Source organism: Pseudomonas sp. DTU12.3 (assembly GCF_004124275.1).
GTDB classification, from domain to species: Bacteria; Pseudomonadota; Gammaproteobacteria; order Pseudomonadales; family Pseudomonadaceae; genus Aquipseudomonas; species Aquipseudomonas helmanticensis.
Genome location: NZ_CP027218.1, coordinates 1,106,589 through 1,123,045 on the forward strand (window position 1 = coordinate 1,106,589; position 16,457 = coordinate 1,123,045).

Annotated in this window: 12 protein-coding genes and 1 pseudogene; 10 read left to right on the plus strand and 3 right to left on the minus strand. The window is 59.7% G+C overall.

Annotation, left to right across the window (positions count from 1 at the left end):
- Positions 1-149 precede the first annotated feature (149 nt).
- From C2E19_RS04905 to C2E19_RS04945, 8 genes are all read left to right on the plus strand, one after another.
- Positions 150-1,745, plus strand: a complete 1,596-nt coding sequence (locus C2E19_RS04905; protein ID WP_129388813.1) for an FAD-binding oxidoreductase — start codon at positions 150-152, stop codon at positions 1,743-1,745.
- Between the two features lie 5 nt (positions 1,746-1,750).
- Positions 1,751-3,346: a glycerol-3-phosphate dehydrogenase/oxidase gene (locus C2E19_RS04910; RefSeq protein WP_129388815.1), complete on the plus strand. Its 1,596-nt coding sequence runs from the start codon at positions 1,751-1,753 to the stop codon at positions 3,344-3,346.
- Between the two features lie 20 nt (positions 3,347-3,366).
- A complete protein-coding gene (locus C2E19_RS04915) occupies positions 3,367-4,935 on the plus strand; it encodes an FGGY-family carbohydrate kinase (RefSeq protein ID WP_129388818.1) in 1,569 nt (522 codons plus the stop codon).
- Positions 4,936-5,164: 229 nt separating this feature from the next.
- Entirely contained in the window at positions 5,165-6,454 is a 1,290-nt protein-coding gene (locus tag C2E19_RS04925; RefSeq protein WP_129388821.1) for a phospholipase, read from the plus strand.
- Positions 6,455-6,504: 50 nt separating this feature from the next.
- Positions 6,505-8,463, plus strand: coding sequence for a DUF1302 domain-containing protein (locus tag C2E19_RS04930; RefSeq protein WP_129388824.1), 1,959 nt, complete (start codon positions 6,505-6,507; stop codon positions 8,461-8,463).
- Positions 8,464-8,647: 184 nt separating this feature from the next.
- The gene (locus C2E19_RS04935; protein WP_372238472.1) at positions 8,648-9,976 is read left to right on the plus strand and encodes a DUF1329 domain-containing protein; all 1,329 of its coding nucleotides are present in this window, start codon (positions 8,648-8,650) and stop codon (positions 9,974-9,976) included.
- A 156-nt stretch (positions 9,977-10,132) separates the two neighbouring features.
- Complete coding sequence (locus tag C2E19_RS04940; RefSeq protein ID WP_256661283.1) at positions 10,133-10,486, plus strand: type II toxin-antitoxin system HigB family toxin; 354 nt, start codon at positions 10,133-10,135, stop codon at positions 10,484-10,486.
- 53 nt (positions 10,487-10,539) lie between these two features.
- Positions 10,540-11,013: a type II toxin-antitoxin system HigA family antitoxin gene (locus tag C2E19_RS04945; protein ID WP_008086988.1), complete on the plus strand. Its 474-nt coding sequence runs from the start codon at positions 10,540-10,542 to the stop codon at positions 11,011-11,013.
- Positions 11,014-11,159: 146 nt separating this feature from the next.
- Here C2E19_RS04945 and C2E19_RS29360 read toward each other — a convergent pair whose 3' ends face one another.
- Entirely contained in the window at positions 11,160-12,023 is an 864-nt protein-coding gene (locus C2E19_RS29360) for a methyl-accepting chemotaxis protein (RefSeq protein WP_372238473.1), read from the minus strand.
- Positions 12,018-13,079 (minus strand): annotated as a pseudogene (locus C2E19_RS29365) (methyl-accepting chemotaxis protein); the annotation flags it as partial. The gene C2E19_RS29360 and the pseudogene C2E19_RS29365, both read right to left, overlap by 6 nt.
- Before the next feature lie 253 nt (positions 13,080-13,332).
- Between C2E19_RS29365 and C2E19_RS04955 the strand changes: the two are divergent.
- On the plus strand, positions 13,333-14,004 hold the full coding sequence (locus C2E19_RS04955) for a histidine phosphatase family protein (protein WP_129388833.1): 672 nt from the start codon (positions 13,333-13,335) through the stop codon (positions 14,002-14,004).
- Positions 14,001-14,831, plus strand: a complete 831-nt coding sequence (locus C2E19_RS04960) for a phosphatase PAP2 family protein (RefSeq protein WP_129388836.1) — start codon at positions 14,001-14,003, stop codon at positions 14,829-14,831. Before C2E19_RS04955 ends, C2E19_RS04960 begins: the two co-directional genes overlap by 4 nt.
- Positions 14,832-14,977: 146 nt before the next feature.
- On the opposite strand, the gene C2E19_RS04965 is transcribed toward C2E19_RS04960, so the two are convergent.
- Positions 14,978-16,417, minus strand: a complete 1,440-nt coding sequence (locus C2E19_RS04965) for a glycosyltransferase family 39 protein (RefSeq protein ID WP_174823925.1) — start codon at positions 16,415-16,417, stop codon at positions 14,978-14,980.
- Positions 16,418-16,457: the final 40 nt, after the last annotated feature.

Here is a 16,457-nt window from a genome sequence, read left to right on the forward strand (position 1 = left end):
ACCCCGACTAAAGTAAATGGCTGACGCTTGCGCGACGTTTGACTCAATTGGCTACACGAACTGGCCGGATGCGACCGTGACACTTTGCGGCCGCTGGCTAGTATGGGGGCCTGAAATATCACTGATCTGACGGCAAAAAGGACACACGCATGCGACGCTGGAACGGCTGGGGAGATGCAACCACGGTGGTCGAACTGCCGGCCCAGGGCGCGGAGTTTCTTCATGAACGACTGGGCGAGGGGCGCGCGCTGGCCGATGCCACGCTTGAAGCGGCATTGGCGCGCGTACCGGCCTCGCGGTTGCAGGCGCACACCTTGTACAGCGTCGATGCCCATGACCGTTTGCTGCATGCGCGGGGCCAGAGCCTGCCGGACTGGCTGGCGTTGCGCGAAGGTGCGCTGGGCAATTATCCCGACGCGGTGGCGTTTCCCGAGACCGCTGAGCATATTCGCCAATTGCTGGCGCTCGCCCATGAACAGGATTTGTGCCTGATCCCGTATGGCGGCGGCACGTCGGTGGCCGGGCACATTAATCCGCCGGATTCAGCGCGGCCGGTGGTGACGGTATCGCTGGCGCGGATGAATCGCCTGATCGACCTCGACGAACAAAGCCTGCTGGCAACGTTCGGCCCCGGTGCGAGTGGCCCGCAAGTGGAAAGTCAGTTGCGTGCGCGGGGCTACACGCTGGGGCATTTTCCTCAGTCGTGGGAGCTGTCGACATTGGGCGGTTGGGTCGCCAGCCGTTCCAGCGGTCAGCAGTCGTTGCGCTATGGCCGGATCGAGCAGTTGTTTGCTGGCGGCACTTTGGAAACGTTCGCCGGGCCTTTGGATATTCCAACTTTCCCGGCTTCGGCTGCCGGACCCGATTTGCGCGAAGTGGTGCTCGGTTGCGAGGGCCGTTTCGGGATCATTTCCGAGGTCAAGGTGCGGGTCAGCGCGCTGCCCGCCGATGAGCGTTTCTACGGTGTATTTCTGCCCTCTTGGACCAAGGCACTGCAAGCCATTCGCCAATTGGCCCAGGCGCGCGTACCGCTGTCGATGCTGCGCCTGTCCAATGCGGTGGAAACCGAAACGCAACTGGCGCTGGCCGGTCATCCGCAACAAATCGCCTGGCTGGAAAAGTACCTGAAGCTAAGGGGGGCAGCAGAGGGGAAATGCCTGCTGACCTTCGGCGTCACCGGCAATCGCCGACAAAACGCATTGTCACTAAAACAGGCGCGGCAACATCTGAAAGCCTTCGGCGGTGTGTTCACCGGCACCTTGCTCGGCAAGAAATGGGCGCAGAACCGCTTCCGTTTCCCTTACCTGCGCGAGAACCTGTGGAACGCCGGTTACGTCGTCGACACCCTCGAAACCGCCACCGACTGGAGCAACGTCGACAACCTGCTCAACCTCATCGAAATCAGCCTGCGCGACGCCTTGGCCGCCGAGGGCGAGCGCGTGCATGTGTTCACCCACTTGTCCCACGTCTACGGCGAAGGTTCGAGCATCTACACCACTTACGTGTTTCGCCCGGCGGCGGATTACCCCGCGACGCTGGCGCGCTGGAAAGCGCTCAAACACGCGGCCAGCCAGACCATCGTCGACAACCACGGCACCATCAGTCACCAGCATGGCGTCGGCAAGGATCACGCACCGTACTTGTTGCGCGAGAAGGGCGCACTGGCGATGGATACCTTGCAGGCGCTGAGTAAACACTTCGATCCGGCCGGGCGCCTCAACCCCGGCACGCTGTTGCCGGAGTGACGGCCATGAGTCAGGACTGGAACGCTGAATGGCGCCAGCAGGTTCTGCCAACACTGGCGGATGAAACCTGGGATCTGATCGTCATTGGCGGCGGTATCAGCGGCGCCGGCATTCTGCGTGAAGCGGCGCGCCGTGGTTGGCGTTGTCTGTTGCTGGAACAACGGGATTTTGCCTGGGGTACGTCTAGCCGATCCTCGAAAATGGTACACGGCGGTTTGCGTTACATCGCTAAAGGACAATGGCGCCTGACCCGCGACTCGGTGCGCGAGCGTCAGCGCTTGCTCGACGAAGCGCCGGGGCTGGTCGAGCCGATGAGTTTCATGATGCCGCACTATCGCGGCGGCTTTCCCGGGCCTCGGGTGTTGGGTGGTTTGCTGAGCGTTTACGACGCCTTGGCGGGACGGCGCAGCCATCGTTTTCATGACGCGCAGCAGCTACGTTATCTGGCGCCTGGCGTGAAGGAAAATGACTTGCTCGGCGGCACCCGTTTTGTCGATGCACTGACCGACGATGCGCGGCTGGTGATGCGCGTATTGAGCGAGGCGCGGGCCGATGGCGCTGTCGTGGTCAATGGCGTTCGCGTCGAACATTTGCTGCGAGAAAACGGCCGAGTGTGCGGCGTGCAGATCGAAGATTGCGAAGCCGGCGCGACTCTGCAATTGCGTTGTGGTGTGCTCGCGGTGGCCACTGGCGCGTGGGCTGAGCGCTTGCGCCCGACGGAGGCTCCACGGCAATTACGGCCGTTGCGCGGCAGTCATTTATTGCTGCCGGGCTGGCGTCTGCCGGTGGCGCAGGCGTTCACGTTTCTGCATGAGCGTGATCGGCGACCGGTGTTCGTTTTTCCGTGGGAAGGCGCGACAGTGGTCGGCACCACGGATCTCGATCATCGCGAAGATCTGGATCAGAGCGCGAGCATCATCGCTGAAGAACTCGACTATCTGCTGGCGGCCTGCACGCAGCAATTCCCCGGCGCAGAAGTGACGGCGAATGACGTGTTGTCGACCTGGTCGGGCGTACGTCCGGTAGTCGGCAGTGCAGCGGGCGATCATCAAGACAAACCCTCGAACGAAACCCGTGAACATGTGCTGTGGCAGGAGCCCGGTTGCGTGACCTTGGCCGGCGGCAAACTCACCACGTTCCGCCCGCAAGCCATCGAAGTGCTCAAGGCCTGCGCAGACATGCTTGAGCGTCCCTTCGTCGATGACGCCGCGCCAGTTTTTGCCGCCGTCCCTGCACTGACAATTCCGCAATTGAGCAGCCAGCAGTGGCGACGTCTGGCCGGACGGCATGGCCGCGACCTGCCGAGGCTGGCGCAACTGATCAAAGACATCGGCCACGCAACGGTCGGCGCTACGGACACGTTGTGGGCGGAAATGGCCTTCGCCTGTGAAGCGGAAATGGTTCTGCATCTGGACGATCTGCTCCTGCGCCGCACGCGTCTTGGCCTGTTGCTGCCTCGTGGCGGCGAAGATTATTTCACCGCCATCCGCCAACTCTGCCAGCCACGACTCGGCTGGAGCGACGAACACTGGCAGCAGGAAACACTGCGTTATCAGGCGTTGTGGCAACGCCATCACGGTTTGCCGGATGCCACGCGTTGATGCCCCTTGAAGAGAGCTCCATGGATAACCACCCGAACAAGCGTTACCTGCTGGCGATCGACAACGGCACCCAGAGCGTGCGCGCGCTGCTCTTCGATTTGCAGGGCAATCTGCTCGGCAAAGGCAAGGTTGAATTGCAGGCGTATTACTCGACGCAACCGGGCTGGGCCGAGCAGGATCCGGAGTATTACTGGGCGAAACTCGGTGAGGCTTGTCAGCAGGTCTGGGCGCAGACTGGCATTGATCGTTCGCAGATTGCCGGGGTGTCGCTGACCACTCAGCGCGGTACGGTGATCAACGTTGATGCCGAGGGCAAACCGCTGCGCCCGGCGATTCTGTGGCTCGATCAGCGTCAGAGCGAAGTCGAAGGCGGGATCAAAGGACCGTGGGGCTGGCTGTTCAAACTGGTCGGCGCGCAAGGCACTGTGGATTATTTTCGTGCCCAGGCTGAGGCGAACTGGATCGCTCAGCATCAGCCAGAAGTGTGGGCGACGACGGACAAGTTTTTGCTGCTCTCGGGGTTTCTCACCCATCGTCTTTGCGGACGCTTCGTAGACTCGGTGGGCTGCTGCGTCGGCTATCTGCCTTTCGACTTCAAACGCCTGAAATGGGCTGCGCCGACTGACTGGAAATGGCAGGCGCTGGCGGTGCGGCCCGAGAAATTGCCGACCCTGCACAAACCCGGTGAAACCCTTGGCTACATCACCGCTGAAGCCGCTCGCCATACCGGTATTCCGGAAGGCTTGCCGTTGATTGCGGCGGGTGCCGACAAGGCCTGCGAAGTGGTCGGTGCCGGCGTGGTCGATACGAGCACGGTGTGTTTGTCTTACGGCACCACGGCGACGATCACCAGCACCCGTTCGCGCTATCTGGAAATCGTCCCGTTGATTCCGCCGTACCCCTCGGCGGTGCCGGATCAGTACAACTGCGAGGTGATGATTTATCGCGGTTACTGGATGGTCAGCTGGTTCAAGAACGAGTTCGGTCTGCGCGAGATGCAGCAGGCGCAAGCGCAGGGTATCGAGCCGGAGCAACTGTTCGATGCGCTGGTGGATGCGGTACCGCCAGGTTCGATGGGTTTGATGCTGCAACCGTACTGGTCGCCGGGGATTCGTGAGCCGGGTGTCGAGGCGAAAGGCGCGATGATCGGCTTCGGCGATGTGCATACCCGTGCGCATATTTACCGGGCGATTCTTGAGGGGTTGGCGTATGCGTTGCGTCAGGGCATGGAGAATATCGAGCGGCGTTCAAAGGTGTCGGTCAAGCGTTTGCGCGTGGCGGGTGGCGGTTCGCAGAGCGACGCGGCGATGCAACTCACGGCGAACATTTTCGGCCTGCCGGCGGAGCGTCCGCATGTCTACGAAGCGTCTGGCCTGGGCGCGGCGATTTGTTGTGCGGTGGGGTTGGGATTGCACGCGGATTTCCCCACGGCCATCGCGGCAATGACCCGAGTAGGCGCGGTCTTCCACCCCCAACCCGAGGCGCAGAAAATCTACGAGCAACTGTACAAAGAGGTCTACCTGCGCATGTACCGCCAACTCAAACCGCTGTACCAAAGCATCCTCAAAATCACCGGCTACCCCGCCTGAAAACCCACCATAAATCCCCCTGTAGGAGCTGCCGAAGGCTGCGATCTTTTGATCTTGTTTTTCAAGATCAACGTCAAAAGATCGCAGCCTTCGGCAGCTCCTGCAGGGACCGTATTGAGATTTGGAATGGCGCCATCGGAGAGTTTTTCTGGTGAGATCGGACAGTGTCAGCAGCGAGGCCGGTTGTTAGGCTCATCCCCCACAGCCTCTCCAATAAGAACCACAAGCCATGAAGCTGACCTTCCTCCTGTTGCTGCTTTGTGCAACGGCCCCGAGTGCCTGGGGCTGGTCGAACCATACGGTGGGCAGCTATCTGGCATTGCAGGATCTGCCAGCATTGCGCGACGCGCCACTGGTCGAAGTCGAGCCGCTGGAAACCTTTCTTGCGCAGCAATACGAGGCGGTGAGTGCGCTGCTGGAGGAGCAGGAAACCTTCGCCGGCAAGCACTTCACTCAATACCCGCCACGCCCCGATATCCTGAAATTACCCGCCACGCCGAGTGACAATCTGCGCCACGACTTCCTCACCGCGTTGCGCATCAATCCGCAGATTCATCTGGCGATGGTCATTCAGCCATTGCCGGGCAAAGACCTGCCCGAACGCGTGCATCTGCAAGCCGATCAAGTCATGGTCGAACAGACCCTTTCACCGTGGAATCGCCAGCGCTTTATCGTTGTCGCCGAGCATGAAAAAGTCGCCCCACTGGCGGTGCTGGCCAGCGCCGCCGATGAGCCGGATTACGGTCACGACATCAATCTGTTCAGTGACAACCCCGGTAACGTCGGCGCGCTCTACGGGTTCGGCCCGCAACCGTTCGGCGATGCACGGTTTCAATACAGCTCGCAGGCGCCGTTTCACATGGGTTTCTTCCACGAAAGCGCAGTGGTCTACGCCGCTGCCGGGTTCCTCGAACGCAGTTGGCCGGACTGGCGCGCGTATCAATACATGGGCCTGGCGCGACTGGCGTTTGCCAGCGGTCATCCGTATTGGGGTTATCGCTTTCTTGGCTGGGGCCTGCACCACATTCAGGACCTGACCCAGCCCTATCACGCCAGGCCATTACCCGGCGTCGACCTCGCCAGTCTCCTGCTGCTGGAAGGCAAGGCAATCGCCGGTTTCGCCGAGGACAAACAGGCCTCCATTGAGCGCGTCGCCACGCGGCACATGGAGGTCGAGAAGTACCAGTCCACCTGGCTGCGCCGCTTGCTGCGCGTCGGTCAGCCGCATCCGATGCTCGACGCTTACGTCGATGTCGCCCAAGACAAACGCTATCCGCCGTACTCGGTGGACTACCTGCGCGAAGTGGTCAGCGCCGAGTCGGTCGACGATTCCGCAGCCTTCGACGAGGCCATCGGCCAGTGGCTGGCAACGGCGCCAGCAACCAGTGATTTCAGCGGCGGCAATCAGCTGCAACGGGAAAATTTCGACCATCCGGCGCTCAACCAGCAGCTGTTCAAATTGCTCGGCCATTTCGGCGCGCACAGCCGGATTTACGTCAGCGCGGGATTGGCACCCTAGCCCTCGCGGCAGGACAAAAAAACAATAAAAAAACAGGGAAGGAGGAACACATGATCAACACTCGATTGCGCCTGACGGGCGCCGCGCTGCCCGGTGTCGGCCTCGCCGGCTTGCTGCAACTGTGCGCAGTCGATGGCGCGCACGCGGTGGAATTCAGCGTGCTGGACAAACAGGTCACCGGCTCGTTCGACACGACCTTGTCCTACGGTCGTTTGTGGCGGGTGCAAGGCCGCGACAAAACCAACGATGACGTCAACACCAACGACGGCAATCGCAACTTCGACACCGGGCTGGTTTCCGAGGTGTACAAGATCACCTCCGAGCTTGAAGCCAACTATCAGAACTACGGTTTGTTCATGCGCGGCACCGCGTTTTACGACACGCAGTTGATGGACAAACGCAACAACTACTACGACAACAACAACCCCTCGCAACCGAGCCAGAGCTACCCGCAGGACGACCGTTTCACCAGCCAGACCCGCGACATCGCTGGCAGCCGCATCGAGATGCTCGACGCCTATGTACACGGCAGTTGGGACGTTGCGCAGATGCCGGTGACCGCGCGTGTCGGCCGTCAGGTGTTCAACTGGGGCGAGGGGATTTTCTATCGCGGCGGGATCAACACCACCAACCCGGTGGACGCCGCGAAGTACCGTTTGCCCGGCGCCGAAGTGAAAGAAGTGCTGGTGCCGGTCGAGGCGCTGAGCTTCAACATCGGCCTGACCGATTCGCTGACCATGGAGAGTTTCTACCAGACCAACTGGAAGGAAACCCGCATCGATCCGGTCGGCACTTTTTACTCGCAGACCGATCTGTTCGCTGACGGCGGCAACACCGGTTACAACAATTTCAGCGGCACGGCGCTCGATACGCCGGTGCCGGGATTTGGCAATGTCATCGGCTTGTACAGCGCGTTGGGCAACAACCCGTTGCTGGGGCCGGTGCTGAAAACCACCGGGCTGTACGCCAACGGGGTGACCCCGGCCTACGGCAATACCTTGAAAGTGGCGTCGATCGGCAAAGACTACAACGCGCGCAACGACGGCCAATTTGGCTTTGCGTTTCGCTACATCGCCGAGCAACTCAACAGCACCGAGTTCGGTTTGTACATGGTCAACTACCACGCGAAGGAACCGACCATCGCGGCGGATCTCGGCGGTTACAAGGGCATCGACATGAACGCCCTGACCAACCTGCTGGCGGGCGTCGCGGGCGATCAGGCGGGAGCGCTCGCCAACGGTCTGGCCACCGCTGATGTGATGGGCAATATCCAGGCGCATCGGCGTTACGCCGAAGACATCCGCATGTATGGCTTCAGTTTCAACACGACATTGGGTGAGGCCTCGGTGTTCGGTGAAATCGCTTATCGGCCGAACCTGCCGATCGGCGTTGCGGCGACCAACGATTTGATTGGCGACCTGGCCAACGGTGCTGCGGTGGCGGTGACGGGGCGGTCGATCAATGTCGGTGGGCAGATGGTCAACCTCAACAGCGAGATCAACAACGCCGAACGTGTCGAAGCGTTCAACACCTCGCTGGGAACCATCTACAACTTCGGCCCGACGGCCTCGTTCGACTCGCTGTTCGGCATCTTCGAACTGGCCTCCGAACATCTGCGCGGCAGCAGTCTGCAATACACCGCCTATGACGGCACGAACCGTTATTACGCCGGCACCGGTAACTATTCCTATGTGTCGGGCGGCGATCGCGACGATCAGGTCAACCGTGATTCCTACAGCTACACGGCAATGCTCAACGGCACCTGGAACGACGTGTACGCCGGGGTCAACGTCTCGCCTTACGTCGTTTACAAGGACGACTTCAAGGGCAACAGCTATCAGGCCGGCAACACCATCGAAGGTCGCAAGGCCTACACGCTGGGGATCAAGGCCAACTACCAGAACAAGCTCGAAGCCGAACTGCAGTACACCGAGTTTTACGGCGGCGGACAGAACAACGGCATCCGCGACCGCGACAACGTCGGGTTCAACCTCAAGTATTTCCTTTAAAGACAACACAGATCCCCTGTGGGAGCGGGCTTGCTCGCGAATGCGCTGTGTCATTCAAATTGTAGGTGACTGACACGCCGCTTTCGCGAGCAAGCCCGCTCCCACAGGGGAGACCTCACTCCCATTTCGGAGATTGATCATGTTTCACACTTCACGATTGACCAAGACCACGCTCGCGCTCGTCATGAGTCTGGCTGCCGGCAGCGTCTTCGCCGCCATCACCCCACAACAAGCCGAACAACTGAAAACCACCCTGACCCCCATGGGCGCCGAGCGTGCCGGCAACGCCGCCGGTACGATTCCCGCGTGGACCGGCGGCATCACCCAGGCGCCCGCCGGCTACAAACCCGGCCAGCATCACCCCGATCCGTACGCGGCGGACAAACCGCTGTTCACCATCACCAAAGCCAATCTCGACCAGTACAAAGCGCACCTCAGCCCCGGCCAGATCGCCCTGTTCAACAGCTACCCCGACACCTTCCGGATGCCGATCTACCCGTCCCGCCGCTCCGGTTCGGCGCCGCAATGGCTGTACGACAACACCCTGAAAAACGCCACTTCGGCGAAGTTGCTCGAAGGCGGCAGTGGTTTCTCCGATGCCTACGGCGGCGTACCGTTTCCGGTGCCCAAGGACGGCATCGAAGTGCTGTGGAACCACATCACCCGCTATCGCGGCATCTACGTCGTGCGCCGCGCCTCCGAAGCGCCGGTCCAGCGTAATGGCAGCTTCGCGCTGGTCACTTCGCAGCAGGAAGCGCTGTTTAACTACTACCGTCCGAACGGCCAGTTCGCTGACCTGAAAAACATCCTGTTCTACTACCTCGCCTTCGTGAAAAGCCCGGCGCGACTGGCCGGTGGCGCCGCCCTCGTGCACGAAACCCTCGACCAGCTCAAGGACGCGCGCCAGGCCTGGATCTACGACGCCGGCCAACGCCGCGTGCGCCGTGCGCCGAACCTCGCCTACGACACGCCGATCGCCTCCTCCGATGGCCTGCGCACCGCCGACGACACCGACCTGTTCAACGGCTCGCCGGATCGCTACGAGTGGAAGCTCAAGGGCAAACAGGAAATCTATATCCCCTACAACAACTACAAAGTCGGCAGCCCCGACGTGAAATACGCGCAACTGCTCACCCCCGGCCACCTCAACCCGCAATACACCCGCTATGAGCTGCACCGGGTCTGGGTGGTGGAAGGCAACCTCAAACCAGGTTCGCGACACATCTATTCCAAACGCGTGCTGTTTCTCGATGAAGACAGCTGGGGCGCCGCACTGGTCGATCAATACGATGGGCGAGGGGAGTTGTGGCGCGTGTCGATGGCCTACCTGAAAAACTTCTACGACCTGCCGACCACCTGGAGTGCGCTGGACGTCTTCCATGATCTACAGGCGCGCCGTTACTACGTGCAGAACCTTGATAACGAAGAAGCGGAGACCGTGGATTTTGCGCAACCGGTGCCAGAGGACGCGTACTTCATGCCGTCGGCATTGCGGCAGCGTGGGACGCGGTAATGACTGAAGTCTAAGTCCACCGCTGAAAGAAAAAGCCCGAAGCCACTGATACATTTGGCTTCGGGTTTGTTCTGTTGAGCTAAAAATATCTGCTTTACAGATATCTGTATTTGAGATAATTTTGCCGCATGTAGGGATACCAGAACCGAAAATTCTATGAGAGTGATCACAAAAGCGGCGGTTGCGCGGGCCATTGAGACTCATGGCCAGTGGAGAGTTCCTCTCACCTTGTGGCTAACCATCTTCGACAGAGCATCGCTGCGTTTCGAGTCATTTGAGAAGCTTCGTCAAGACTGGACCAGCGCCTCAGGTTGGAACGTCGATCGTATCCCTCACTCGAAGCTGAGGCTGACGAGCAAGAAAGGCCCGCTTGATATTTACGTTTTTGATATCAAGAAAAACGAGTGCCGTGTCATTACGTGGATCAATACGAAGACTGGCACTATCTATATCAAGGACATTCTTCCCCATGCCGGATATGACAAATGGTGGAAGGGTGATGTCAAGTAGTTGGCCAGAATGAAATACGCTATTTATGTTTAACGAAAATACAGGTGATCTCAATGAAGCGTAATAAAGTCGAAGCGACAGGACTGGATTCCTTCATAGCCGATATTTCACCCATGCTTGAGGGACTGGGCGATCAGCTAGCGACTTTGTCCAAGTTGTTGTCTGCCTGCCATGATCCGATAAAAAATGATGACGATCTGCAAGTGCGAATGGCCCTGATTGATGAGCTTTATTCCCACGCAAACACCGAGGATCATGCTGCTGCACGGTTTGCGGAGTTTGTGGCTGATCGGGTTTATGAGTACGAGAGTGAAACGGTGTTGATTGCTTATTCGTCCCAATCTGAAGCGCTGGCGTTTCTGCTGTCGGAAAGAGGCGTCAAACAGAAGGACTTGTCTGAGATCGCAACTCAGAGTGCTGTTTCAGAGATATTGAATAACAAACGAAAAATGACCGTTGCCCAGATAAAGGGATTCGCCGAGTTCTTTAAAGTGCCGGTCGAGTTTTTTATGCACGGTGTGGTTTGACGTGAAGCGGTGACAGGCCTGACGCAATCGCGGGCAAGCCCGCTCCCACAAGGTTATGAGTCGAACACAACATCTGTGAACGACTGAAAAACCTGTGGGAGCGGGCTTGCCCGCGATTGGTTTTTTGCTTTAGCGCTGTACGAAGATCAAACGCGGAAATGGCTTACCATCTGCTGCAACTGACCACCCAAACGCGCCAGTTCAACACTCGACGCCGCCGTCTCATCACTGGCTGCGGCGGTCTGTTCCGACACATCGCGCACGTTGATGATGCTGCGGCTGATCTCTTCAGCCACGGCGCTCTGTTGTTCAGCCGCCGCAGCAATCTGCTGGTTCATCGACTGAATATTCGACACCGTGCGGGTGATGCTTTCCAGCGACAGGCCAGCTTTGCGCGTCAGCGCCACGCTGCTGTCGGTCAGCGCGCGGCTGTTGCTCATGACCGCCGACACCTGCTGGGTGCCGTTCTGCAGACCGGCGACCAGGCCTTCGATTTCTTCGGTGGACTTCTGCGTACGCTGCGCCAGGCCACGAACCTCGTCGGCGACCACGGCGAAACCACGACCGGCTTCACCGGCGCGCGCTGCTTCGATCGCAGCGTTAAGGGCGAGCAGGTTGGTCTGTTCGGCAACGGCTTTGATCACGTCCATGACGCTGCCGATCTTGTCGCTTTCCTGTTGCAGCACGCTCATGGCTTCGGTCGAACGCACCACTTCGCTGGCCAGACGCTCGATCTGCGCGATGGCTTCGTTCACCACTTTGTCGCCTTCGCGGGCTTCACCGTCAGCGGCGGCAGCGGCTTGCGAGGCTTCTTCGGCGTTGCGCGCTACTTCCTGCACGGTGGCAGTCATCTCGTGCATCGCGGTGGCGACCTGATCGGTTTCGATCTTCTGGCTGTTCACACCGGCGCTGGTCTGTTCGGTGACGGCCGACAGCTCTTCGGCGGCGCTGGCGATCTGGGTGACGCCGTCGCGGATGCCGCTGATCAAATCACGCAAGGTCACGCCCATGCGCGCAATGCCTTGTTGCAGCACGCCGAGTTCGTCGCGGCGGGTGACGGTGACGTTCTGGGTCAGGTCGCCGCTGGCGATGCGCTCGACTACGGCCAGGGTTTCCTGCAGCGGACGGGTGATCTGACGGGTGATGATCACCGCCGCAATCACGCCCACCAGCAGTGCCAGCAGCGTGCTGATCAGCTGGAAAGTGCGCGCCTGAGCGCTTTCTACATCACGGCGGTCAAGCTGAATCTGATACAGCTGCTCGCTGGTGTTGACGATCGCGGTGCCTTGATCGGTCATTTCCTTGCGAGCCTGTACCGCGTCAGTGTTGGCGTTCTTAAACGCCATCAACGCGCTGCGGTAGTTGCCCAGCGCGGTCTCCAGCTGGCGCAGAGCGTCTTGCTGAGTGTCAGCGAAATGCACGTTCAATTGCTTGAGGGTGGAGATGGCCACATCGAGTTGAGCGACGGCCTTCTGTTCGGTCTCGGCGTTGGTGGTGGCGGTGTAGCCGCGCACTTCGTAGCGGGCGAGGATGAACGCTTCCTTGGCCGTGGTGATTGCCTGGAACTGTGCGAAACGCTGCTCGCTCATGTCCATCTGCTGCACGCGTTTGCTGATCGATTCGATCTGGTTGTACGCGGTTTCGGCACTGGCACTCATGGTGTCGCGCGCGCTGTTGCCGGAGCGGTAGGCGTTGCGCATTTTATTCAGCGACGTCTGGTATTCAGCGATGGTCGCTGCCTGCTCCTTGAGCAGTTTGACGTTTTCCGGGCTCTTGAAGCTGTTGATCAGCTTCTGTTGTTGCGCGGCAAAACTTTCAAGGGTGGTCTGCACGTTCTGCGCGGCGGTTTCATCGCCGTTGGTCAGCATGTATTGCAGGCGCACCACGCGCAGTTTGGTCAGGCCAGCGTTGAGCTGGGTGATGTCGCTCATCCAGTTGCTGCGGTCGATCAGGCCACCTAGGCTGGTCCAGCCCGTCAGGGCCAGCACGCAGGTCAGGGCCAGTACCAGGCCGAAGCCCAGGCCCAGTTTCATGTTCACGCTGATGTTGCCGAACCAGCTATTCATCACAAATCCTCCAGAAACGTAGGGTTTCTTGTCGTCAGTTAGGCTGGAAGATTGTTGTTTTTTTGAGCCAGCAAGGGTGTTAGCAGGTCTGTATCGGCCGCAAAACCGAGAGCTGAAAGGATTTTGTCGGACAGAATTTGTAACAATGGATCCCAAGACTTTTTTCACATGGGTTTCACTGGCTGCCGACGCCCGCCTCTGTACCTTCGCCGCATCGAATGACAAGTGATGCAGGCTGGCGAGGCGGCTTTTTGTGGAATTGAGACTGAGTCTGTTCGGCGTCAAACGCTCGATCGATCTGAGCGGTCTGGCGCGTTTTCGCAACACCTGGGTGGTGTTGGCGGCATCGGCATTGGTGATACCGCTGACGTTGTGGCTGCTCGCCCCGGCGGCGGTCCCCGACCTGGCCCATGGCAATGTGGCTGGCGCGCAGGCGTTGGCAACGGGCTGGGGAAAAGGCGAGATGATCGTGCTGGTGCGCCATGTCGAGCGTTGCGATCACTCCAAAGCCGCGTGCCTGAGTGGCAATGACGGCATCACCGACCGCTCGCGCAGTGTGGCGGTCGCGGTCGGCGCGCAATTCGAGCAACTGGGGCTGAACAATGCCGACATCTATAACAGCCCGATGGTGCGCACCGTGCAGACCGCCGGGTATATGTTCAACCGTGCGGCGACCGGCGAAGACTGGTTGATCAGTTGCAAGGGGCGCATGTTGCAGGAGGCGCTTGCGCACAAGATCCCGGGTCGCAACCTGATTCTGGTGACCCACAGCGAATGCATGGCGCAAATCGAGAAAGACCTGAAGGTGCCCGCTTCCGATCCCGGCTACGGCTCTTCGCTGTTTGTTTCCGCTGCCAGTCCGGCGGCGCCGAAAATGCTCGGCTTCATTGAAGCCTCCGACTGGCACACGGTGACCACCGAATGAACACTCGTTTTTACGCTTACAACTTCGGCATCCCGCTGGCCTGCGCGGCGTTGGTCTTCCTGATGTTCGACATGACCAAAATCGACATCGCCTTCAGCAATCTGTTGTTCGATCCGCTGACCCAGACGTTCCCGCTCGACAAAATCCACTTCTTCGAAAAGCTCACGCACAAATGGGCGCGGATCATTCCGAACTGGACGGCGGAAATCGCCCTGATCGGCGCGATGCTTTCGGTGGTCTGGCCGTTGGTCAATCCGCAGAAGCGCCCACGACTCGGGGCTTTTCTCGAGCGAAGCAAAGTTGCTCCGCTGCTGCGATTTGCCGCCGATCACCGTAGGGATTTTTTCTTCGTCGTCGTGGCGTTTGCCGTTTGCACCGGCGTGATCCATTTCCTCAAGGCGCACACCAGCGTTTACTGCCCGATCGAGACCACACTTTACGGCGGGAAAATGGCTCACGTGGAGTGGTACAACAATTTCCAGCTGTTCCATGAAGCAGGAGAGGGGCGCTGCTGGCCGGGCGGGCATGCGTCGGGCGGCTTTACCATGCTGGCGTTGTACTTCGTTGCGCGCCGTTACCAGTGGCGCTTTTCCAATGCGATTCTGTGGGGCTCGCTGCTGCTCGGCTTTGTCTATGGCACGACGCGGGTCCTGCAAGGTTGGCACTACATGTCCCACACGTTCTGGGCCGGAATCTTCGTCTGGCTGGCCTGTTTGCTGACGGCACTGGCGTTTTATGGACGGGCGCGGCTGGAGCTGCCGGTGTTGCAGAAGCATCAACGGCCAGAGCCCGCCCGCACCTTGGCAACTCCCTTGAGCAACGAATAACCCTGTGGCGAGGGGGATATGTGGCGAGGGGATTTATCCCCGTTGGACTGCGCAGCAGTCCCCTTCTTTCTTGAATCAAAAGAGGGGGCGCTGCGCACCCCAACGGGGATAAATCCCCTCGCCACAAAGGTTGTATTCAGTCTGCTTCAGTTGCTGACAAAGTAGTACGCCTGGCGCCCGACCATCATGGTCTTCAACACTTTCAGCGGTGCCGCCGGCTCGGTGTCCGCCGAGATCACCGCCACATTGGTGGCTGCCGCAGCGAGAAACTCGCGCAATTGCGCCTCGGTATCCAATCCCTTCAACACACTCTGCGTATAGAACACACTCGCACCGCCCACCCGTTCATTGGCTTGAAACAACGCAACCTGATGACCGTCCGCTTGCAACGCTTGAATGTGTTGGGTCAGCGGCAGGAACGACAGGTGTTTATCAGCGTTCGGCAACGTCCACTGTGCGGCAACGAGGTAGCTGCCGATCACTACGGTAAGCACAGCAGCGGCCAATGCCTGACGATGCCTCGCGATTCGGCTGACAAAACCATGGGCGGATTCGTACGCTTTCAGCTTGTCGAACAACACCCCCGCAAACTCGGCCGCAATCACCGCTGCCGCCGGGGTCATCGACATCAGGTACACCGTGCGTTTACTCGACGCCAACGTCAGCATCACGAATTGCGCAACGATCCACAGGCTGAAAAACAGCAGGTATCGGTTGGCCTTCAGTTGTTTGCGAAAATGCCACAGCCCCAGATAAACCAGAATGTTCCACGGCAGAAAGGCTTCCGGCAGCTTGGCCAGGTAGTAGTAGAACGGCTCATAGTGACCGGCCTCGACGAACGATCCGCTGAAGCGGCCGACGCTGTTGGTCAGCAGCACTTCCTTCACCGCTTGCGCGCCGCCATGTTGATAGAGCACTGCGAGCCAGATCATCAGCGGAATCAGCCCGACCAGAGTCAGTAATCCTGGCCACAGCCAGTCAGCGACTTTCAGGCGCTTGTCGAGCAGATTGTCGGCCAGCAAGTAAGCAAAAATCACCACCCCCGGCATCGCCAGCCCCAGCACACCCTTACTCAACGTGGCGATGGCAATCCCGCCGACAAACAGCAAGGAGTTACCCACGCTCGATGCGCGTTGCGCCTGAAAAAATGCCAGCAACGCCGCTGTTACGCCGAGCGCCAGCAGCGCATCCTCGCCGACCCCGCGCACGTTGCTCCAATAACTGGCCATGGTCGCCAGCAAAATCCCGGCCGTCCAGGCGATCATTTTTGGCCGTTCGAAACGGCGCAACATGCCGTAGAGCAACATCACGCTGAGTAAGCCGGCCACCGCCGACGCCAACCGCACCGCCCACGGCGACACACCGAAAAGCCGCATGGCGCCGGCATCGAGCCACAAACTCAGCGGTGGTTTTTCCAGAAACGGTTCGCCGAACAACCGAGGTGTCACCCAGTCGTTGTCGAGGTGCATCTCCATGGCGATGCCGGCGACGCGAGCCTCGGTGGAGCCTTGCAATTGATGGTTGCCGAGGGCGAAGAAAAACAGCAAAGCGGCAAGCAGAAACAATGAAGTGGCGGCACGCGACATGGCATTCAGGCAACCGGAAGGGGCGGGAGGCCTGAGCATA